Below are 21083 nucleotides of genomic sequence, written 5' to 3'. Positions count from 1 at the left end.
CGGTCACCTTCCTTGCAACGAGGCCCGCGGGCCGGAGTCGAACCGCAGCCTGCGGCCCGCGGGGCGCAGGCAGTCGCGGGTGAACATCCGCGCGGCGGGGCCGGGGCCGAAATCGACGGCCCGTTCGGGTGCGTACGCGGCCATCGCCTGGGCCACGGCGGCCGGCCAGTCCACCGGGCGCACCAGCATCAGGCTGGTGAACTCGGCGTCCAGGTCCGCCGATTCCTGCAGATTGCGGGGCGCGTCGGTGGCCTGGACCGGAAACCTGAGCTGCGCGCCGCTCGGCCCGGCCCCGAGGTAGCCGCGGTCGCGCTCCTCGCGGTGCAGCGCGGGTGCCAGCCGGGTGCTGTGGAACGGCAGCGTGTTGCGCAGGAAGCTCCACCTCGCGCCCGCCTCGGCGAGGAACCGCTCGTGCCGGAAGTGGAAGTCCAGCAGGTCCTGGGTCCGGCCGCTGAGCAGTTGGGTCTGTGGCGAGGCGACCAGCCCGACCTCGACGGCCGGTGCGGTGCCCGCCGGATCGGCCCGCACGTTGTGCCGGGTGACGGCCGCGGCCAGCACGCCGCGCTCGACGCCGGTGACCGAGGCCATGGGCGCGGGGCGGTGGGCCTGTGGCCGGTCGTGCAGGTATCGGCGCACCAGCTCCGGGTCGACGGTGTCCGCCCGGGTCAGCTGCTGGGCTCGGACCAGGGCGAGGACGACCAGCCGCATGGACCGGGCACACAGGTCGAGGAAGGCGTCGGGTCGGCGCGCGCCGAGGCCCGCGACGATCGCCGCCTGCAGGCCCAGACTCAGGCCGAGCGCGCCGACCACCTCGCGATGTTCGACGGGCGGCGCGACCCGGCCGGTCGGCTGGAGCCGGCAGAGCTGGAGCGCGTGGGTGCAGACGCCCGCGCTGATCGAGTCGGCCGGCGCCGTGGCCGGGGCGGTGGGTGCGCGCAGCCAGGCCCGCAGCGGCACTCCGGCGGGCAGCTGCTCCTGGTACGCGGCGCTGCCGACATGGTCGAGCGTGGTCTCCACCGCCTCGCACACGACGGTGAAGAAAGCGCGGTTCTCCGGTTGTGCGGACAGGTCGCGCAGTTCCGTGATCAGTTCGGCGCAGGAACCGCCGAGACCGTCGAACAGCAGCAGTGTGCGCATTGTTCACCCAGGGGTCGTCGGGCATTGGCCGGGCGGTGCGGGGAATTGCTCGAATCGCGGGGATCCGGGCTGGTGCGCTGAACCGGAAATGGCGCGCCGGGCGCCGGGCGGGAAATGGCACGGAGAAATGCCGCGGGCCCGATCGAGCGTGGTCGGGAGCGGTCGGTGGCGCGCGGAACTCGGACGGCGGCTGGGAGGCGAAACCTGTACTCGGGTTCGCTTTCAGCTGGGACGCGGACTCGGCCGACTTGGGCCGGATCTATCGTCATGGCTGTGTCAGACAGTCGTCATCGTCACTTCTGACAGTCCTGGCCCGCCGTGTCGCGCTTCGGCCCCCGCCCCGGCCCCGCCCGCGGGCCGGGGCCGGCATCAGACGAGATCGAGGACCGGCAGCCGGGCGCTGGCAGGCCGCAGGGTCTCGGTGACATGCACGCAGCCCAGCAGGCCGTAGGTGCCGACCACCGCCGCCTCGACCCGGCTGCCGAGCGCGAGCTTGTCGAAGATCGAGCTGACATGCGCCCGCACGGTGCGATGGCTGATGAACAGCTCGGTGGCGATCTCCGCGTCGCTGTAGGCCGAGGCGATCAGCAGCAGGACCTCGCGCTCCCGCTCCGACAGCCGCACCAGAGCGGCCAACGTGGGCGCGAGCTCCCGCCCTCTGAGTCTCCCGGTGCTGCATACGCAGCGGTTGCCGCTGTCCGATTCAGCATTTTCCAGGCGCATTTATGGCCTTCCGCTTATCTGCGGCGACTTCGACGACGGAGGGTGTCCGGCGAAAAGGTGTCCGGGCGTATCGAGAGGGCGGCTCTGTCGATAAAACGGAGACCGCCCTCCGCACGAGGATGGCGCGATCCCCCCGGGTGAGTCAAGGTCGGCTTGATCCCTTTTCGGCCTGGCCGTGCTATTGCGTCCGGGAGTGCGTCGCGGTGTCTTGCGGAAGCTCCGTCACTCTGTTCCCACGATTGGCCGCCCGCCAGTTCCGCCCCGGCGGTCGTCGGGTGTTTTGGCTGGTTCTCAACCCCGTCCGGCAGGAATTCCCGGGGCCCGCCGCCCGCTTCGGGCTGCGATCCGCTGGGCGAAGGTCCACGCTGGGCATGTGGCGCCGGTGCGGGCCTTGATCCGGTAAGGAGGAGCTCATGTCGGAGGAGACGTTGATGGGCGACCAGGTGTACCAACCGGACGGCTCCGAGGTGCAGGACGACATCGGCCCGTTGGAGCCGGAGGACACCCTGATCGACCGGGGCCTGGACTCGGCCCTGGACGAGGGCTACGCGCCGCTGGACCGCCCGGTCGCGGTGAACCGCTACGGCACCACGGCGGCCGAGCAGCACGACGGGGAGAGCCTGGATCGGCGGTTGGCCGCCGAACTGCCCGAGATCGTGACGCCGGACGGCGACGGGATCGGCGACACCTACGGCACCGACGCGGAGCCGGTCGACTCCGAGGCGGGGGAGACCCGCACCGGCCGGCTGATCGCCTGCGACGGCGCGCGCACCGAGCAGATCGCGGACGACCGGGGCATCTCCGGCGGCGCGGCCTCGGCGGAGGAGGCCGCGATGTACACCACGGACGATCCCGAAACGTACAAGTACGCCGACTGACGCCGACCGACTGCCTGACGTCGACTGACCGCCGATCGGATCCGATCGGCGGTCAGTCGACGTCAGCTCACTGGGGCTCCAGCACCACCCAGACCTGCCCGGGGTGGAAGTTCAACGGCTGCCCGGCGAAGCTGAACGAGGTGCCGCCGTTGGGGTCGGTCCTGGACCAACTGCCTTGGTACGCCTTGCCGTCCCGCAGTACCACCGCCTGCCCGCTGCCGACGGTCGGCGCGTAGGGGGAGAGCACCCCGGGGGAGTCCATGAAGCCGCGCGGCGACGTGGTCTCGGCCACCTTCTGCACCACGATGGTCGGCGCGCCCATCTGCCCGGCGTCGGTGGTCATGGCCGGCTTGCCGTCCATCGCCACCAGGTACTTGTCCTGCGCGGCGGACCAGGTGAAGGTGAACGAGGCGGCCGGCATCGTCGCGGTGAAGCTGTCGGTCGGCGTACCGCCGTCCGGCGCCGGGCCGAACTTGAACCCGATGTCCTTGGCCTGGGCCGAGTCCGGGAAGGTGTGCAGGATCCCCGAGGGCCGCACGTACAGGTTGTACGGAGCGACGTTGCCGGTGCCCCGGAAGTACGAGGAACTGTCCTGTTGCGGAGAGGCGTTGAAGATGTTCGCGTCGCTCAGCACCGGCAGGAACCGGCTCAGCGCGCCGGAGTAGGCGAAGTCGACCTTGCCGTACTGCTGCAGGATCGGCAGGTCGCTCTCGCGGGCGCTGCGCACCGGGCCGACGCTGTCGCCCGGTGGCAGGTGGTTGCTGTCGAAGATGGTGAGGAACCGCGAGAGCCCACCCTCCACCTCGATCGCGTAGACCACGTCGGCCGAGTTGATCCCGGTCTGCGGGCGGGCGTTGACGATGTTGTCGACCTTCACCGCGACGATCTGCCCGGCCGGGCCTGGCAGTCCGGTGAGCGGTGAGAGCCCGCCGGCGGTGCTGGACGACGCGCTGGGTGTCGGCGAGGTCGTGGGGTGCGACTTCGCGCTGCTGCCGCAGCCGCCGACGCCGATCAGCGCCAGTGCGAAGGCCGCGGCCACGGGAGCGGCGAACCTGCGCCGCGGGAAGTTCGGCATTCCGAGACCACCTCCTGCCCCCGCTTCACTGTAATGGGCCCGTTCGGACCGGGCGCGGGCAACTGGGGAACCGGGCAAGCCCGGTGGGTGCCGAGCGTCGACCGGGCGAGAGCAGGCCGGATCGCCGCTCCCGCCCGCCGACCCGGCGCGCACTGTGGGATGCGGCTCGAGGGAGGAGGCTGGAGGGGAGAGGGTTCGGCTGGTGCGGAGGTGGCCGTCGTGATCGTGGTACTGGTGTTGATGGCGGCCGTGCTGGCGGGCAGGTGGGTGGGGCGGGCGGTGCGAGGTCTGGTGCGGTTCATCGGGCGGCGCCGGCGTCGAACGGCGGAGCTGCGCGCGCTGCCCGCCGTGGTCGGCCCGGGGCTCACCCGGGAGGAGGCCGAGTGCCTGCTGGCCGCGGCGCTGCTGGCGGGGCTGGTCGCGCGCGAGGAGTACCGGGAGTCCCTGACGTGTCTCGCACGGGCCGATGACGTGCGCAGTCCGCTGTCGGTGCCGTCGCTGCGCCGGGAGTGACGGGAGTATCCTGGAACGAGGCCCGCAGGGCGAGCGAGGGAGTTCGACCGGATGAGGGTCTCGGACGGCGAGTGGGGATTCGCGGCCGGGACTGTGCTGGACCGGCCGGGCTGAGAGGCTGGAAGGTCTGTGAGACCGGAAGGCGACCTCCACCACCTGACCCGGACAATGCCGGCGCAGGGAGCCCACCTTGCGGGTCCTGGGGTGTGCGCGGCCCTTCCCGGTCCGTCGAGCAGCACAGCCGGCTATGGCATCAACCCGCCGCGGCGTTCCCATACTTGGGACGAGATCCGGGCGAGCAGCCGGGCCGCCGGGTCGACCACGTCGTCGCCCGAGGCGAGCGGGCCGGTGTAGCAGACGGCGAGCGTGTAGGGCGCGGCGTCCTCGGGGTGGACCAGCGCGACGCTGTTGCGAACTCCGTCGATCCAGCCGTTCTTGCACGCGGTCCGGGTGCCCGGTGGCAGCCCGGCCGCGAGGTCCACGCGGTGCACATTTCCTTCGAGGACGGCCAACTCCTCGGCGTGCAGTGACTCCAGCAGCCGGATGAGGTCACGGGCGGTGACCCGGTTGAGAAGCCCGACGGCACTGGCCGGGGCGTCCTCGATGCCGCGCGGGGTGCTGCTGCCGGTGGCGCCGGCCCGCTGCCAGACCTCGGCCACCGCCGGCACCCCCACCTGCGCCAGGCAGAGGTTGGTGGCCAGGTTCGACGAGTGGGTGATCATCCGCTCGGCGAGCCAGCGCAGCGGTGCACTCGCGCCGAGCAGTCCCCAGGGACGCGGATCGCTGTCCTGGTCGGGTGAGTTGGCGTAGTGGCCGCCGACCGCCGAGACGAAGTCGTTGTGGACCGGAACCGGCAGGTCGAGGTCGATCCCGCTGCGGTACAGGGCCGCGAGCACGGCCACTTTCATCGTGCTGGCCGCCACGTGCGGCACGTCGGCGTTCCGCAGCAGGACCGGGGAGCCGCGCCAGGGTGCGAGGGCGATCGAGAGCACGCCTCATGCTACGCCTTGGCGCGCTCGGTATGGTGACAGGCTGTCACCATACCGACGGCCACGTCACGACCGGGCGGGAACGTCACAGCCGAGCGTGCGAGCCGATGTCCGCCGTGAACTCCTCGATCATCGCCGCGGTGACGGTCGGCCGGCACTGGCCGATCGCCCCCAGGTAGTCGTCGGTCCCCGCACCCGCGGGCTGGCCGGGGCCGGTCAGGTCGCGCTCGAAGGCCGCCTGGGCCGCGATCCGGGCCGCGTGTTCGATGTCGGCGGGGGTGAACAGCTCGCTCGCCGCTACCAGGACGTCGAGGTCGACGTCCGTCCTCGGCCCGGCGTACCGGGTCCAGATGGCGGCGCGGGCGGCGGCGTCGGGGGTGCCGATCGGGATCAGGTAGTCGAACCGGCCCGGGCGCAGGAAGGCCGGATCGAGGCTGCGGATCGAGTTGGTGGCGCAGACCAGCAGGCGCTCGTCGCCCTCGCGGAAGCGGGGGATCAGCTTGAGCAGTTCGTTGGTGACGCCGTGCATGCCGCTGCCGGCGGCCGGGCCGTCGCCGCGCACCGGGGCGATCTCCTCGACCTCGTCGATGAAGACCAAGGCCCGTTCGAGTTCGCCGATCCGGGCGAAGGCGGTGCGCAGCGCGGCGGCGAGATTGCCCTCGTCCGCGAGCCGGGAGGGCAGCAGCTCGACGAACGGCCAGCCGAGCCGGGAGGCGATGGCCCGGGCGAAGGTGGTCTTCCCGGTGCCGGGCGGGCCGAACAGGGTGATCGCCCGCGGTGGCCGCACGCCGTGGCGGGCGGCGCGTTCCGGCTCGGCGAGCGGCAGGACCACGCGGCGCTCGATCAGGTCCTTCTCGGCCGCCATGCCGGCCACGGCGGCCCACAGGTCGCCGGACACCAGCCGGCCGCCGAGCTCCTCCAGCAGGTCGGTGGCCGAGCCGCCCGCCGGCTCGACCTTCTCGAAGTACGCGGCGGCCGGGCGCCGCTGGTAGCCGGCGTTGCGCAGGCCCTCGCCGAGCAGCTCCTCCTCGGGCAGCACGTAGGCGATCCGCCGCACCCGCGCGGCGACCAGTCGCCGCTCCAGCTCCCGCAGCAGCGCGCTGGCCAGGCCCCGGCCGCGCCAGGCGGGGGCGATGGCGATCCGCATCACCCAGCCGCGGTCGCCGGCCAGGCAGGCGAGCGCGGCCCCGATCGGGGTGCCCTGGTGGACGGCGACCACGGCGGGTTGCCGCCCGGTCAGCGCGCCGATGCACTCGGCGAGCGAGAAGACCGACTCCTGGCCGAGGCCGGCCGTGCTGTCGATCAGGTGGACGACCGCCGCCAGGTCCTCCTCGCGGTAGTCGTGGATCAGCCAGTTCACGCGTGCCACCCTCTCGTCCGTCCGCCGTGGTCCCCGAACGCTAGGGCCACCGCCGGATCGAGGTCGCTGGACAGAGCGGACAAGCCACGGCCGGCAACCCGACGAATCGCCCCTGGCCCGAAATGCCGGCACAGCCCGCAGCAGACGGGAAACGCGAAGCGGCGGCGCCGGGAAACCCCGACACCGCCGCTCCTCGGCGAAACCGTCGCCGTCCGTCAGCCCGCCGGCTGCCCCTCGGTCTTGGGCAACAGCGTGTAGGTCGGGTTGGCGATCGTCAGGTTCCCGTCCGTGTTGCCGATCATGCCCTCGGCGCGCAGCCGCACGCCGGGGCTTATGCCCGGCACGTCACGCCGGCCGAAGAAGACCAGGGTGATGCCGCCGGTCTCGTCGTAGAGCTGGCACTGCAGCTGCGGCACGCCCGAGACGGGGGTGACGTGCACCGAGCGCACCTGGCCCTCGACGCTGGCCCGCTCGCGCCAGACCAGGTCGCGCATCTGGGTCAGACCGTCGGCGCGGGGCGCCGGCACGGTCTGCGGGTCCGCGGTCGGCGCGTCGACCGGCAGGGGCTGCACGCGGTGCTCGGCGGGGCGGGCACCTCCGGCGGCATGGGCAGCCAGGTCCGCCGCCACGCCCTGCTGGCTGTCGGTGTCCAGGTCGTCGATCGCCTGGCTGACGTCGAACGGCACGATGGTGGCCGCCACGTTCGGCAGTCGGCTGGCCGCCTGGGCGATCCGGTCGCCGACCCGGGCGTGCAGCAGCCGGCCGATCAGCGTGCCGTACGCGCGGCGCGGGATGACCAGGGTGACCCGGGTGCGGCCGTCGGCCGTGGCGCGGGCCGCGAGCTCGGCGGTGGCCCGGCGCAGCCGGCGGTCGGGGCAGTCGATGATCTCCAGCGGGACGTCCGCGGCGCGGCTCTCGTCCCACTGGGCGCGCAGCCGTTCGGCGGCCCGGTCGTCGACCATGAAGTGCACCGCGCGCAGCTCGGTGGGCCGCAGGCTGCGGCCGTGGTGCAGGGCGCGCAGCACGGACAGGTCGAGCCGGTCGACCAGGATGAAGACGGTGCTGCGGTTGGGGCTCGGCAGGCTCGCCGAGGCGGGCGCGGTGGCCAGCGCGGCACTCTCGGCCCGGTAGCGGGAGTTGGTGCGGATCAGCGCCCAGACGCCGATCGGGAAGATCACCACGACCGTCCAGGCGCCCTCGGTGAACTTGGTGACCGCGAAGATCACCACGACGGCGGCCGAGGCCACCGCGGCGGCGGCGTTCACCGCGACCTTCGCCATCCGGTTCTTCTCCTGGCGGTTCCAGTGGTACTTGACCAGCCCACTGGCCGCCATCACGAAGCCGGTGAAGACGCCGATCGCGTAGAGCGACACCAGCTGCGTGAGGTTGCCGCGGGTGACCAGCAGCAGCACCAGCGACACGCCGGTGAGCACGATGATGCCGTTGGAGAAGGCGAGGCGGTGGCCGCGGATGGTCAGCTGCCGGGGCAGGAAGGAGTCCTCGGCGACGAAGCTGGCCAGGAACGGGAAGCCGTTGAACGAGGTGTTGCCGCCGGTGTAGAGGATCAGCGCGGTGGCGATCTGGACGAAGGCGAACATCACCGAGCCGAAGCCGCTCTGGCCGAACACCAGGTGCGCTTCCTGGGCGAGCACGGTCGGGCTGCCCGAGCTGAACGGCACGGCGTGGGTCTGCCAGGCCAGCACGGAGACGCCGAGCACCAGGGTGCCGAGCGTGGCGCTCATGATCACCAGAGTGCGGCGGGCGTTGTTGCCCTGCGGCTCGCGGAACGCGCTGACACCGTTGGAGATGGCCTCCAGGCCGGTCAGCGAGGAGCCGCCGTTGGCGAAGGCGCGCGCCAGGACGAAGAGCGAGGCGAAGGTCAGCAGCCCGTTCGTCGAGTGGCCGATGTCGATCACGCCGGAGGCGTGCAGGTCGGCGGTGGACAGCTGCGGCAGGCTGCCGGTGATCAGCCGGAAGATGCCGACGACCACGGTCAGGCCGGTGGCCAGGATGAACAGGTAGGTCGGCAGCGAGAAGGCCTTGCCGGCCTCGCGGATGCCGCGCAGGTTGCCGTAGCAGAGCAGGCAGACCACGCCGAGGGTGATGTACAGCTTCTCCGAGTCGATGTTCGTGTGGAACAGCAACTGGAGCATCGAGGCCACCGCGTCGGTGCCGGCCGCCGTCTGCACGGCGACCGTGACGATGTAGTCGATGAGTAGTGCGACCGCGGCGACCTGGGCCACCCGCGGGCCGAAGTTCTCCCGGGCCACCACGTACGAGCCGCCGGCCCGGGTGTACGTCATGACGACGTCGCGGTACGAGAGCGTGAGCAGCAGCAGCAGCGCCAGGATGACGCCGGTCACCGGCATCACCAGTGCGAAGCCCAGCACGCCGAACGTCGGCACCAGCACGGTGAGCATCTGCTCGGTGCCGTACGCACTGGAGCTGATGCAGTCCGGCGCCAGCACACCGAGGGCGATCGGCTTCGAGAGCTTCTCGTTGTGCAGCTCCGAAGTCACCAGCGGCGGCCCGAGCAGGACCTTCTTCACCCGGTAGCCGAGGCTCTCCGGCAGGTCGACTTCAGGCGGCAGCACGCCGGGTCCGGTGGCCGCGCCAGGGGGGCGCTCCGGCGCCACGGCGGTCGCATTGTCATTTTGCACCTGCACTGCTTAGCGCGTTCTTGACGTCAAAAGCCAGTTGGCGGCGCGTCGCTGCCCATTCTTGACGCGTTCTTATCGGGCCCGGTGTGGCGCAACTCACTTGGTGTTATAGCCGCGTTATTTCGGCGTGCTCTTCGCGTGTTCTCGACGTCGGCGTCCCGAGGACGGCGGCCGGGAAAGCCGAGACGGCTGAGCCCCCTGCTCGGGGCTCAGCCGTCTCGGTCCGTCTTCGTGGGTGGCGCCGCCCTCGGTCAGTCGGCCGTGGCGATCAGCGGTTCCAGCAGCACCTCGGGCTTGGCGCGCTGGAAGGCGTTCAGGTGCCACTTGTCGGCGAACAGTGCCAGCAGCACGTCGTCCGAACGGCGGGTGAGCACCTCGCCGTCGGTCAGCCGGGCCTTGCCGAGCTCGGCGGCGCCGGCCGCGTCGGTGACCCGGGCGAGCCGGTACGAGAGGTGGTCCAGCGTGATGGGGGAGGAGAACTCGTGCTCCATGCGGTGCAGCACGACGTCGAACTGCATCGGGCCGACCGCCGCCATCACCGGCGCCTGGTCACCGCGCCGGTCGGAGACCAGCACCTGGACCACGCCCTCCTCGTCCAGCTGCGAGACGCCCTTGCGGAACTGCTTGGAGCGGCTGATGTCCTTGGGACGGGCCACCGCGAAGTACTCGGGGGCGAAGGCCGGCAGCGCGGGGAACTCCGCCTTCCGGCCGGTGAAGAGGGTGTCGCCGACCCGCAGCTGGCTCGCGTTGATCAGGCCGACCACATCGCCGGGGTAGGCGGTGTCGACCACGGTGCGCTCGGCACCGAACACGGTGTGCGCGTACTTGGTCGCGAACGATCGGCCGCTGGCGGCGCGGGTCACGTTCATGCCGCGCTCGAAGACGCCGGAGCAGACCCGGACGAAGGCGATCCGGTCGCGGTGCGCCGGGTCCATGTTGGCCTGGATCTTGAACACCAGGCCGGAGAACTCCTCGCCCACCTCGCGCGCCCCGCCCTTGGCCAGCGGGCGCGGGCCGGGCGCCGGAGCCAGGTCGACCACGGCGTCGAGCAGCAGCTTCACGCCGATGTTGGTCAGCGCGGCCCCGAAGAAGACCGGGCTGATCTTGCCGGACTCGAAGGCCTCCTGGTCGTAGCCGGGGCCGGAGGAGAGCACCAGCTCCAGCTCCTCCAGGGCGTTCGCCCAGTCCTCGCCCTCCTGCTCGGCGGCCTGCTCGGCGGTCAGCTTCTCCTCGATCGCCGCGTGCGTGCCGGCCGGCACCTTGGTGTACCGCAGCATCTGCTCGGTGTTCTCGGCCTCGACCAGGCCACGCAGGTTGCCGGCGTCGCCGACCGGCCAGACCACCGGCACCGGGGTGATGCCCAGGTGCGTCTCGATGTCCTCCAGCAGGGTGAGCGCGTTGCGACCGCGGCGGTCCCACTTGTTGATGAAGGTGATCACCGGCACACCGCGGTGGCGGCAGACCGCGAAGAGCTTGCGGGTCTGCTCCTCCAGGCCCTTGGCCGCGTCGACCAGCATGATCGCGCAGTCGACGGCCGCCAGCACCCGGTAGGTGTCCTCGGAGAAGTCGGCGTGCCCGGGGGTGTCGACCAGGTTCATCACGTGCCCGCGGTGGTCGAACTGCAGCGCCGCCGAGGTCACCGAGATGCCGCGCTCGCGCTCCAGCTCCATCCAGTCGCTGGTCACCCCGCGCCGCCCGCCCTTGGCGTGCACCGCGCCCGCCGAGGTGATCGCCCGCGCGTGCAGCGCCAGCGCCTCGGTGAGCGTGGACTTGCCCGCGTCCGGGTGGCTGATCACGGCGAAGGTCCGCCGGCGGCCGGCCTCGTTGAGGACCTGTTGGACGGGGACGGGCTGTTCGTTGCTCACGTGTCTCCTCGCGGGCTGGGGGTCCCCCCGGCCGGAGGCTGGGGGAGGGCATCAGGCCGGTGATGCCTCTCCGTACCTGCTGATCCGTACCTGCTGAGCCCGGCGTCTGGTCCGCAGGCCCGAGGGTCGATTCTATTAGGCCGGACGGTGTGACCTCGAACCTCGTGCTGAGCGCCCCGCGCGAACCGGTCGCCCCCGGCGATCGCCGCCTCCCGCGCGCGGCGCCGAGCCGCCTCACCGTCGCTGCGCGGGTGGCCACTTGACGATCAGTCGGCACTGACCCAGGCTCCCCGCATGGATTTCAGCGATGCGCGGAACGAGGACGAGACCTGCGAGGTGCTGGTGGTCGGTGCCGGCGCCACCGGGCTGACCCTGGGCTGTGACCTGGCCAGGCGCGGCGTGCGGGCCCTGGTGATCGAACGCAGTGACGCGCTCTTCCCCGGCTCGCGCGGCCGCGGGGTGCAGCCGCGGACCCAGGAGGTCTTCGACGACCTCGGCGTGATCGACGCGGTGCGCGCGGCCGGCGGCCCGCTGCCGCGGGTCCTCAGCCGCCTGCCGGACGCGACCCGGAAGGTCTGGGACCTGGTGGCGCCGGCCCCGGCCCGAGCGGGCGTGCCCTACCCGGTGGGCTGGATGCTCCCGCAGTGGCGCACCCAGGAGATCCTGCACGCCCGCCTGCGGGAGCTCGGCGGCGAGGTCGAATTCGGCACGGCGCTGTTCTCGCTGACGCAGGATCAGTGCTCGGTCCGGGCCGTACTGACCCGGGCTGACGGCAGCACCAGGACGGTGCGCGCCGACTACCTGGTCGGCGCGGACGGCGGACGCAGCACGGTGCGTGCGGCGCTCGGGGTGACGATGACCGGCAAGACGCTCGACCGGCGCTCGTCCCTGGTCGCCGACGTCCGGCTGACCGGGCTCGACCGCGGCAACTGGCACATGTGGACGAGAGCGCCGGGCGACACGCTCTCGCTCTGCCCGCTGCCCGGGACCGACCACTTCGCGCTCTCCGTCCCGATCGACGAAGGCCGGACCGGCGAAGGCCCGGTCGACACCTCGCCACAGGCCGTCCGCGCGGTGATCGCGGCCCGCACCTCGCTGCCCGCCGAGGCGGTGCTGGAGGTGCTCTGGACCTCGGACTACCGCCCGCGCGCGGCGCTGGCGGACCGGTTCCGGGTCGGCCGTGCCTTCCTGGCCGGGGACGCCGCGCACATCCACTCGCCGGCCGGCGGCCAGGGGCTGAACACAGGCGTGCAGGACGCCTACAACCTCGGCTGGAAGCTGGGCCGGGTGCTGCGGCACGGCGCGCCGCCGACGCTGCTGGACAGCTACCAGGCCGAGCGCCGCCCGGTGGCCGCCGACGTGCTCGAGCTCAGCAGCCGGCTGCACCACTCCTACCGCGGCCGCAGGCCCGCCGTGGTGCGCCGGGCCGCGCAGACCTCGCAACTGGAGATCGGCTACCCCGACAGCCCGCTCAGCGTGGAGACCCGCCACGACCTGCCCGAGGACGCACTGCGGGCCGGCCACCGGGTCCCGGACACCGCCCTGGCCGGCCGCCGCCTCTTCGACCTGCTGCGCGGCCCGCACGCCACCCTCCTCGCGGTGGGGCGCCCGGCGCCCGAGGTGCGCGCTCCCGGGCTGCTGGTGCGGGAGTTCGCGCAGCCGGCGCTCTTCGAACCCGGGCTCTTCCTGATCCGGCCGGACGGCTATCTGGGTCTGGCCACCCGCGATCCGGCACAGCTGCCGGCCTATCTGGCGCTGATCGGCCGCGACTGAACCGAACGCCGAGACCTAACGCGACGAGGCCCGGCACACCAGGTGTGCCGGGCCTCACGTGCCACATGTAGTAGCGGGGACAGGATTTGAACCTGCGACCTCTGGGTTATGAGCCCAGCGAGCTACCGAGCTGCTCCACCCCGCGTCGGTGAACCCGACTGTACGGCAGTGCGGACCAGAAGCGAAATCCGTTCCCCGGACGGAACCGGAAGCGGGCCCGGTGACGTCGCCTCGCTGGTGGACGGCCCCGTCGATCGGGGCCGCAGGAGCAGCAGGGTCGAAGAGGCGGGGGCGGCGTGGGCAGTGGGCTGCGGGTGCTGGTCGTCGACGACGACCCCGAGGTGCGGGCCGCCGTGGAGACCGGACTGGAGATCGAGGGGTACCAGGTGCGCGGCGCCGCCGACGGCCTGGCCGGGCTGATCGAGGTGGCCCGCTGGGAGCCGGCCGCCGTGGTGCTGGATGTGATGATGCCGGCACTGGACGGGTTGGCGGTGTGCCGCCGGCTGCGGGCGGCGGGGGACCGGCTGCCGATCATCGTGCTCACCGCCCGCGACTCGGTGAGCGAGCGGGTGGCCGGGCTGGACGCGGGCGCCGACGACTACCTGGTCAAGCCGTTTGCACTGGACGAGCTGACCGCCCGGCTGCGCGCGGTGCTGCGGCGAACCGGGTCCGGCCCGGCGGAGCGCGACGATCGCGCTTTCGCGGACCTGACGGTGGACCCGCAGAGCCGCACCGGCAGCCGGGGCGGCCGGCCGCTGGAGTTCTCCCGCACCGAGTTCGCGCTGCTGGAACTCCTGCTGCGGCACCCCGGACAGGTGCTGACCAGGGAGGCGATCATGCACCGGGTCTGGGGCGCCGACTTCGGTCCTGGCTCCAACTCCCTCGCCGTCTACATCGGCTACCTGCGCCGCAAGCTGGAGGCGGGCGGCGAGCCGCGCCTGGTGCACACCGTGCACGGGATCGGCTACCGGCTGGACGTGTCATGACCGAGCGCCGGACGGCGGGGCGCGGCCGCGGCCGGCGTTCAGCCGCTGATCCGGGTGCTCAGTTGAGCGGTGCCTGCGGCAGCGTGCCGGGGCAGAGCCGGCGCGGCTGCCGGTCGCCCTTGAGCTTGGCGTCCACGCACCCGCCCGGCAGCGCGTCGGGCCCCGAACCGTAGCTGCTGGTCCCGAAGTTGGCGGTCACCTGGAGCACGCCGTCGCCGAACTCGGTGTGCTGCACCTGGTGGTCGGCGCTCAGATACCGGAACCCGGTCATCGGCGCGGTCCCGGCGGCCTCGTGCAGCGGTGCGAAGTACTGCTGCAGCGCGGCCAGTTGCTTGCCGTCGGTGGCGAGCGTCGGGCCGTCCAGCACCAGGTTCAGCGGGGTGTCGTCCAGGATCGCCTGCAGCGCCCGGTCCTGCTCCAGGGCCGGGATCTTGGTGTACGACAGCTCCCACCGGTCGAGGTTGACCTGCGAGTCGTGCAGCGCGGTCTCCAGCAGCGGGACGCGGTACACCGGGTCGAACATCGCCTTGGACAGGTCGGCCGGCAGCGTCACCGGCTTGAAGAAGATTCCGGGCGCGGCGGCGGGCACGTAGCCGCCCCAGACGTCCTTGTTCTTCTCCAGCGGCCACAGCCCGTCCGCCGGCACGGTCTGCGAACCGTGGCTGAAGTCGATCACCGGCGCGGCCCAGCTGTGCGCGGCCTCGGAGCCGAGCACCAGCTTGTCGGGACCGGAGAGTTGGCGCATTCGGGCGATCCGATTGGCCTGGTCCTGCTGCTGGTTCATCGGGTGGTCGGCGCTGAAGTCGTCGTACAGCTCGCCGGCCGCGTCCACGTCCAGGAAGTAGCTGTCGGCCCCGTTGGCGGTCATCTGCGCGGTGCGCTGGGCGAGGTACTGGTCGTGCTGGGCGAACGCCTGCGAGCTCAGGTAGCAGCCGCGATCGTGGAATCCCGCCAGCACCGAGCCGTCCTGCTGGTGGACGCAGAAGTCCGGGTAGACCGGCGCCGGCCAGGCGGAGGTCGGCGAGTCGGCGGTGGCCGGGTCCTGCCCGTTGGCGAACGAGTCGTACGGGCCGACCAGGTAGCCGGCCCGCTCGGCGGCGGCCACCGCGGTCGCGTCCATCGGCTGCGCGTCGGCGTCGTAGCCGAGCCACATCCGGGACAGCCCCAGCGCCTGCATCTGCTGGATGCCCTGGGCGGTGCGGGCGGTGCCCCAGGTGTAGGCGTGGAAGGCGCCGAGCAGCTTGGCGACCTGCGGATTCGCGGCGATCTTGCTGCTCAGGGTGACCAGCTGGCCGTGCTCGGTGAGCCAGCGGCGGTAGTCCTGCGCGGGAGCGACCGGGGAGGGGTCGGTCAGCGCGAAGGTGACGGTGTAGTCCTGGGTGCCCTCGCGCCGCGCGAAGGTGTGCACGGCGGTGCCGTCCAGCCGCCCGGCCTGGGAGCTGAGGCCCAGCGAGGTGCCGATCGGCTGCGGGACCAGGTAGCTGACCCCGCGTCCGCCCAACGTGTACCCCCACAGGGGCAGGCTCAGATCGGTCTCCAGATCGTACGAGGCACCGGCCACCCCGGTGTCGCTCGCGTTCCAGAACGGGTCGGCGACCGCAATGCCCAGCCCCTCGCCGCGCGGCAGTTGCAACTGGGCGGCGGCCGGATCGGTGCCGGTGACCGGCCAGGACAGCTTGGCCCCGTCCCGGTCGTCGTGCACGGTGACCTGCAGTCGTCCGCGCACGGCCGCCGCGGTGACGCGCAGGCCCTGGTCGGGCAGCGTCCAACTCGCCGTGCCGCCGCTGACCGTGACCTTGCCGGGCCGCCCGAGCGGCTGCGCGGCGGGTGCGGACAGCACGAGCGTCCGGCCGTCGCCGCCACGCGCCGTCACCGCCAGCGAGTCGGTCCGCAGCTCGGCGGTGCCGCCGCTGATCGGGATCTCGACGACACCGTCGTGCTGGCGCACCGCGGGTCGAGCGGTCGTCGCGCCGAACGCGGACGGCCAGCTCAGCCCGCCCAGCGCGGTGGCGCCCGCCAGCGCGAGCGCCGCCATCGATGCCCGGCGGCGCCGGCTGCGCACCGCCCGATGAGAGGTAGTGGTAGTCATGCTCCGAGGGTGGCGAGCTCTCCTAAGAGCGATTCTTATGGGAGCCCCGCCGGACGGATCGATCCGTCCGGCGGGGCTCCCATGAGAAGCGGCGGGATGCCGCGGGCCGGTCAGGCCAGCAGCTTCTCCTTGGCCCGCTGGTACTCCTGCTCGGTCAGCGCGCCGTTGGCCTTGAGATCGGCCAGCTTGGCCAGCTCGTCGGCGTGCGAGCCGGATCCGCCGGCGGACGGCCCGGCCGCCTCCCGGATGTACTGCCGGGCGGCCTCGTCCGCGCGCTGGGCCTGCTCGCGGTCGTGTTCGGCCATGGCCTTGCCGCGGAAGATCACGTAGAGCAGCACGCCCAGGAAGGGCAGCAGGATCACCACGACCATCCAGCCGGCCTTGCCCCAGCCGCTCAGGTCGTGGCTGCGGAAGATGTCGGTGATGACCTTGAAGAGCAGGAAGAGCCAGAGCAGCCAGACGAAGAACTCCAGCATGGTCCAGAACAGGTTGAGCATGGGGTAGTTGGTCACCGGTGGCTCCTGGGCGCGGCTCGCCCGATGCGAGCGGACAAAACAGGCATATCAGCTTGTATTAGCGCCAGCGACCTGCGGCGACCCAGGACGACTGCCCGGAGCAACCGGTTCGGCCGACCGGGCGATTGCGCCAGGGCAGGTACCGGGACTGGCGGCGGACTGTGCCTAGCCTCGCCAGAGGAGTGCCGATCCTCCGCGCGGGCGGTCGAGTCGGCCCGCCCCCCGCCCCCCACCCCACGTCCCCAACGAAAGGGACCCATGTCGGCTGACCAGGCATCACCCGAGACCACCCGGAACGACGACCACGGCCGCCGGTCCGCGCTCCGCACGCTGCTGGCCGGCGGTGCCGCCACCGCGCTGATCGGTTCGGCAACGCTCCCGGCCTCGGCCGAGGCCCTGACCGAGCCGTCCGCCGCCACCGGGGCGGACCCGTTCGCGGCGGACACCTTCCGGGCGAGCGGGCGGGTGCGCGAGTACTGGATCCAGGCCGAGTCCTTCGAGCACAACGCGGTGCCCAACGGCTACGACGCCATGATGGGCCGTCATATCAAGCCCGAGCAGAGCACGTTCTGGGCGATCGGGCTGCGTGCCTACACCGACGGGTGGGGGCGGCTGCTGGACGCGGACACGGGGCCGCAGGGGGTGGGCGCCAACGGCGGCATCCCCGGTCCGGTGCTGCGGGCCGAGGTCGGCGACGTCCTGCGGGTGCACTTCCGCAACAACGACGAGCACTACAAGTGGCCGCACAGCCTGCACCCGCACGGCGTGCGCTACGGCCGTGACGCGGACGGCGGCTGGCTGGCAGACGATCCCGACCACCCGGGTACGGCGGTCCCGTTCGGGGGCAGCTACACCTACACCTGGACTTGCCCACCTGGCTCGGTCGGCACCTGGCCCTACCACGACCACGCGGCGCCGCAGGCCGTGCGGGCGGGTGCCGAGCCGATGATGGAGATCGGCGCGGAACTCGGCCTGTTCGGCGTCCTGGTGGTCACCGACCAGAAGACCCCGGCGGTGGACCGCGAGTTCGTGGTCTTCCTGCACGACCTCTACAGGTCCGACGTCCCGTCACTCGTGCAGAACCTCAACCTGGTCAACGGTGGCGCCTACCTCGACAACACCCCGACCTTCACCGCCAAGGTCGGTGACCGGGTGCGCTGGCGGATCGCCTCGCTGGGCTCCGAGTTCCACGTGTTCCACCTGCACGGGCACCGCTGGCGCAGCGGCCAGGGCTACCAGGGCTGGGTGGACTCCCAGCTGATCGGGCCGTCCAGCACGCTGACCGTCGAGTACCTGGAGGACAACCCCGGCGACTGGATCTACCACTGCCACGTCGCGCACCACATGATGGGCGGGATGGCGGGCCGCTACCGCGTCACCAGGTGACCCGGCAGCGGCCCCGGGCCGCCGTCACTCCCGGCTGAGGACCTGCTCCAGCACCGCCACCAGGGTCCGCTCGGGATCGTCGGCGGCGGTCGGTGCCAGCCAGGCGACGAACCCGTCCGGTCGGACCAGCACCGCACCGTCGGCCGCCACGCCGTGCAGCCCCGCCCAGTCGGCGCCGGCCTCCGGCGCCAGGGTGTCCGCCGGGTCGCGCCCCACCCGGTGGCAGCTGAGCGGCACGCCCAGCCGCTCGGCCGCGCGCTGCCCGGCCGCCTGCCAGGCCCGGTCCTCGGGACCGCAGAGCAGCACCAGGGACCGCTCGTACAGGTCCAGCGTCGACATCCTGGTCCCGGCCCGGGTCAGCCACATGTGCGGCGCCCGCCCGCCGGGTTCGGCGACCGGCCGGAAGTCCTCCGGGATCGCCTGGGCCCGGTCCTCGGTGCCGAGCACGGCGCTGGAGGCGTAGCGGTAGCCCAGCACCACGGCGAGCATGCCCGCCTGCCGCCCGGTGCCGGGGCTGACGTCGTAGCCCGGGTGCCGGTGCTCGGCGGACCGGGCCGAGGCCCGCGCGCCGGTCGCCAGCGCCACCGGCCGCCGCTCGGCGTCGTACGTCTCCAGCAGCCGCGGCCCCGCCCAGCCACGGAGCACCGCCGCGAGCTTCCAGGCGAGGTTGTGCGCGTCCTGGATCCCGGTGTTCGAGCCGAACGCCCCGGTCGGGGACATCTCGTGCGCGCTGTCCCCGGCCAGGAAGACTCGCCCGGCGCCGTAGCGTTGCGCCACCCGTTCGGCGGCGTGCCAGGGGGCCTTGCCGGTGACCTCGACCTCCAGGTCCGGCACGCCGGTGGCGGCCCGGATCAGCGTCACGCAGCGCTCGTCGGTGAAGTCCTCCAGCGTCTCGCCGCGGTCCGGGTGCCAGGGCGCGTGGAAGACCCAGTGCTGCTGGTTGTCGACCGGCAGCAGCGCGCCGGACCCGGCGGGGTTGGTGAGGTAGCAGACGATGAAGCGCCGGTCGCCCACCGCGTCGGCCAGCTTCTTGGCCCGGAAGGTGATGCTCACGTTGTGGAACAGGTCGCCGGGCCCGCTGCGCCCGATGCCGAGCGCCTCCCGGACCGGGCTGCGCGGTCCGTCGGCCGCGACCAGGTAGTCGGCCCGGACGGTCCGCGTGTCGCCGCTCTCCCGGTCCCGGACGACGGCCGTCACCCCGTCGCCGTCCTGCTCGAAGGAGACCAGCTCGGTGCCGAACCGCAGCTGCCCGCCCAGCTCCCGCGCGCAGCGCACCAGCACCGGCTCCAGGTCGTTCTGGCTGCACAGGCACCAGCCGGACGGGCTGAGCCGGGAGAGCGCGCCACCCGGGTCGATCTTCTTGAACAGCCACTCCTGGTCGGTGCCGGTCAGCGTCTCGGCCTGCAGGATGCCGTGGTTCTCCGCCAGCACGGAGGCGGCCTCACGGATCAGCGGCTCCACCCCGGCCGTCCGGTAGAGCTCCATGGTGCGCACGTTGTTGCCGCGTCCGCGCGGATGGTGCGAGGTCCGCGGATGCCGCTCGACCAGCAGATGCTCGACGCCGAGGCGACCGAGGAAGAGCGAGGCGGACAGCCCCACCAGGGAACCGCCCACGATCAGGACGGGCACGCGGTCGTCGACTTCCGATGTCATGAGTCTCTCCAGCCGTGCGGGAGTTGGGGTGTGGCCGTCGAGGGGCGCGCGGCGCGCGGTCGACGGGTCGTGCTGCCTGCGCTGCTCTATTCCCGCCGAGGGTGCGGTTGACCGGATCTTCACCCGCGCGACTCACGCATCGTGCACGTCCCATGGCGGTACGTAGTATCGAACGCATGCGATCAGGCCCCGGAACGCACTCGGCGGCCTGGATCGAGCGAGAGGAAACAAGCACCGTGACGACCCTGTCCGACAGGCCGGCCCCACCCGCCACCCTCGCGACGTCCCGGCTTCGAGTCGTGCTGCTGCTGGACGTGCACGACGGCCAGGAGCAGAACTTCCTGGCCGCCTATGAACAGATCCGCCATCAGGTGGCCAGCGTGCCCGGCCACATCAGCGACCAGCTCTGCCAGTCGCTCGGCAACTCCTCCCAATGGCTCATCACCAGTGAGTGGGAGAGCGCCGAACCCTTCCTCAGCTGGGTGGAGAGCTCCGCCCACCGCGCGGTGGTGGAACCGCTGCACGCGTGTGTCAGCGACACCCGCTCGCTGCGCTTCGTCATCGCCCGGGAGACCCCGGAGCCCGGGACGCCGGGGCCGCACCGGCCGCTCACCCGGGTGGCCGAACACGGCCCGACCGGCGCGCCCCAGCGGCCCCGGGTGGCCGGCACCGACCCGCTGCCCACCCCGCCACTGTCCAGCGGGGGCCTGGTGCGCCACGCGCTCACCTTCACGGTCAAGCCGGGCAGCGAGCGGGCGGTGGCCGAGATCCTGGCCGGCTACCGTTCGCCGCAGGCCCAGGTGGACGCCACCACGCGGCTCTGCCGCACCTCGCTGTTCATGCGCGGCAACCGCGTGGTCCGCGCCGTCGAAGTCCGCGGCGACCTGGGCAACGCGTTGCGGCACGTCGCCATGCAGCCCGAGGTCCGGGCGGTCGAGGAAGCGGTCAACCCGTACCTGGAGGAGGCCCGCGACCTCGGCGACCCATCGTCGGCGCGCGCCTTCTTCGCCCGCGCGGCGCTGCCTGCGGTGCACCACGTCGGGGCCGGCCTCGATGCGGCGGACGCCGAGCTCATCCGCCTGGCGTTCCTCTACCCGGTCAAGCCGGGCCGCGGCGAGGCGGCCGCGCAGCTGCTCGCCGAGCGGGACCGGGCGGTCGTCGGCGACGACCGGAGCCGACCGCTCGCGGGCAGCACGATGTTCCTGCGCGACGGCGTCCTGGTCCGCCTGGTCGACCTGCGGGTCCCCTACCAGGAGGCCCCCGCGCAGGCGGCCGGCATCGCGCCCGACCGCGCCAGTGCCGCGCTGAGCCAGTGCCTGGACCTGGACGCCGCGACGGACCTGGGCACCGAGGCGGGGATCACCCGCTTCCTGGCCGACTGCGCCATGGAGCTGGTCACCGACCGCCACGCCCCACCACCCGAGTCGCACACCGCCGGCGACGCACCGTCCACCGCTGCCACCGTTGCCACCGGAGAGTGA

General features: G+C 72.5%; 15 protein-coding genes, 1 tRNA gene and 1 pseudogene. 6 read left to right on the top strand and 11 right to left on the bottom strand.

Going from position 1 to position 21083, the window contains the following annotated elements; translation table 11 throughout:
- Positions 1-3: 3 nt before the first annotated feature.
- On the bottom strand, positions 4-1137 hold the full coding sequence (locus ABH937_RS10320) for a hypothetical protein (protein WP_370217983.1): 1134 nt from the start codon (positions 1135-1137) through the stop codon (positions 4-6).
- Between the two features lie 369 nt (positions 1138-1506).
- Positions 1507-1773, bottom strand: coding sequence for a helix-turn-helix transcriptional regulator (locus tag ABH937_RS10315; protein ID WP_280693238.1), 267 nt, complete (start codon positions 1771-1773; stop codon positions 1507-1509).
- Between the two features lie 500 nt (positions 1774-2273).
- On the opposite strand from ABH937_RS10315, the gene ABH937_RS10310 reads away from it, so the two are divergent.
- Positions 2274-2738, top strand: a complete 465-nt coding sequence (locus ABH937_RS10310; RefSeq protein WP_280693239.1) for a DUF5709 domain-containing protein — start codon at positions 2274-2276, stop codon at positions 2736-2738.
- Between the two features lie 67 nt (positions 2739-2805).
- Here the strand turns inward: ABH937_RS10310 and ABH937_RS10305 are convergent, their stop codons facing one another.
- Positions 2806-3813, bottom strand: coding sequence for a DUF3048 domain-containing protein (locus ABH937_RS10305; RefSeq protein ID WP_370217982.1), 1008 nt, complete (start codon positions 3811-3813; stop codon positions 2806-2808).
- Positions 3814-4032: 219 nt separating this feature from the next.
- On the opposite strand from ABH937_RS10305, the gene ABH937_RS10300 reads away from it, so the two are divergent.
- Positions 4033-4326 carry a hypothetical protein gene (locus ABH937_RS10300; protein ID WP_280689278.1) on the top strand — a complete coding sequence of 98 codons (294 nt, stop codon included), beginning with the start codon at positions 4033-4035 and terminating at the stop codon, positions 4324-4326.
- Between the two features lie 245 nt (positions 4327-4571).
- Here ABH937_RS10300 and ABH937_RS10295 read toward each other — a convergent pair whose 3' ends face one another.
- From ABH937_RS10295 to ABH937_RS10280, 4 genes and pseudogenes are all read right to left on the bottom strand, one after another.
- Entirely contained in the window at positions 4572-5318 is a 747-nt protein-coding gene (locus tag ABH937_RS10295) for a serine hydrolase (RefSeq protein WP_370217981.1), read from the bottom strand.
- A gap of 82 nt (positions 5319-5400) precedes the next feature.
- Positions 5401-6675 (bottom strand): ATP-binding protein, encoded by a 1275-nt coding sequence (locus ABH937_RS10290; RefSeq protein WP_370217980.1) that lies wholly within the window; start codon positions 6673-6675, stop codon positions 5401-5403.
- A gap of 647 nt (positions 6676-7322) precedes the next feature.
- Positions 7323-9248, bottom strand: a pseudogene (locus ABH937_RS10285) (APC family permease); the annotation flags it as partial.
- Between the two features lie 338 nt (positions 9249-9586).
- The gene (locus ABH937_RS10280) at positions 9587-11200 is read right to left on the bottom strand and encodes a peptide chain release factor 3 (protein WP_280689281.1); all 1614 of its coding nucleotides are present in this window, start codon (positions 11198-11200) and stop codon (positions 9587-9589) included.
- Positions 11201-11494: 294 nt separating this feature from the next.
- Between ABH937_RS10280 and ABH937_RS10275 the strand changes: the two genes are divergently transcribed.
- The gene (locus tag ABH937_RS10275) at positions 11495-12973 is read left to right on the top strand and encodes an FAD-dependent monooxygenase (protein ID WP_280689282.1); all 1479 of its coding nucleotides are present in this window, start codon (positions 11495-11497) and stop codon (positions 12971-12973) included.
- Between the two features lie 71 nt (positions 12974-13044).
- Here the strand turns inward: ABH937_RS10275 and ABH937_RS10270 are convergent.
- Positions 13045-13118 (bottom strand) — tRNA-Met (locus tag ABH937_RS10270).
- Between the two features lie 151 nt (positions 13119-13269).
- On the opposite strand from ABH937_RS10270, the gene ABH937_RS10265 reads away from it, so the two are divergent.
- Positions 13270-13959 carry a response regulator transcription factor gene (locus tag ABH937_RS10265; RefSeq protein WP_280689283.1) on the top strand — a complete coding sequence of 230 codons (690 nt, stop codon included), beginning with the start codon at positions 13270-13272 and terminating at the stop codon, positions 13957-13959.
- Positions 13960-14017: 58 nt separating this feature from the next.
- On the opposite strand, the gene ABH937_RS10260 is transcribed toward ABH937_RS10265, so the two are convergent.
- Both ABH937_RS10260 and ABH937_RS10255 read right to left on the bottom strand, forming a co-directional pair.
- Positions 14018-16048, bottom strand: coding sequence for a glycoside hydrolase (locus ABH937_RS10260; RefSeq protein ID WP_280689284.1), 2031 nt, complete (start codon positions 16046-16048; stop codon positions 14018-14020).
- Between the two features lie 110 nt (positions 16049-16158).
- Positions 16159-16560: an SHOCT domain-containing protein gene (locus ABH937_RS10255; protein ID WP_280689285.1), complete on the bottom strand. Its 402-nt coding sequence runs from the start codon at positions 16558-16560 to the stop codon at positions 16159-16161.
- A 261-nt stretch (positions 16561-16821) separates the two neighbouring features.
- On the opposite strand from ABH937_RS10255, the gene ABH937_RS10250 reads away from it, so the two are divergent.
- Positions 16822-17949, top strand: coding sequence for a multicopper oxidase domain-containing protein (locus tag ABH937_RS10250; RefSeq protein ID WP_370217978.1), 1128 nt, complete (start codon positions 16822-16824; stop codon positions 17947-17949).
- 24 nt (positions 17950-17973) lie between these two features.
- Here ABH937_RS10250 and ABH937_RS10245 read toward each other — a convergent pair whose 3' ends face one another.
- Positions 17974-19602 carry an FAD-dependent oxidoreductase gene (locus ABH937_RS10245; protein ID WP_370217977.1) on the bottom strand — a complete coding sequence of 543 codons (1629 nt, stop codon included), beginning with the start codon at positions 19600-19602 and terminating at the stop codon, positions 17974-17976.
- Between the two features lie 236 nt (positions 19603-19838).
- Here ABH937_RS10245 and ABH937_RS10240 point away from each other — a divergent pair, with 236 nt between their 5' ends.
- On the top strand, positions 19839-21083 hold the full coding sequence (locus ABH937_RS10240; protein ID WP_370217975.1) for a SchA/CurD-like domain-containing protein: 1245 nt from the start codon (positions 19839-19841) through the stop codon (positions 21081-21083).

The organism is Kitasatospora sp. GAS1066B (genome assembly GCF_041262605.1).
In the GTDB taxonomy this organism is placed as follows: Bacteria; Actinomycetota; Actinomycetes; order Streptomycetales; family Streptomycetaceae; genus Kitasatospora.
This window is presented reverse-complemented; position numbering and strand designations above follow the sequence as displayed.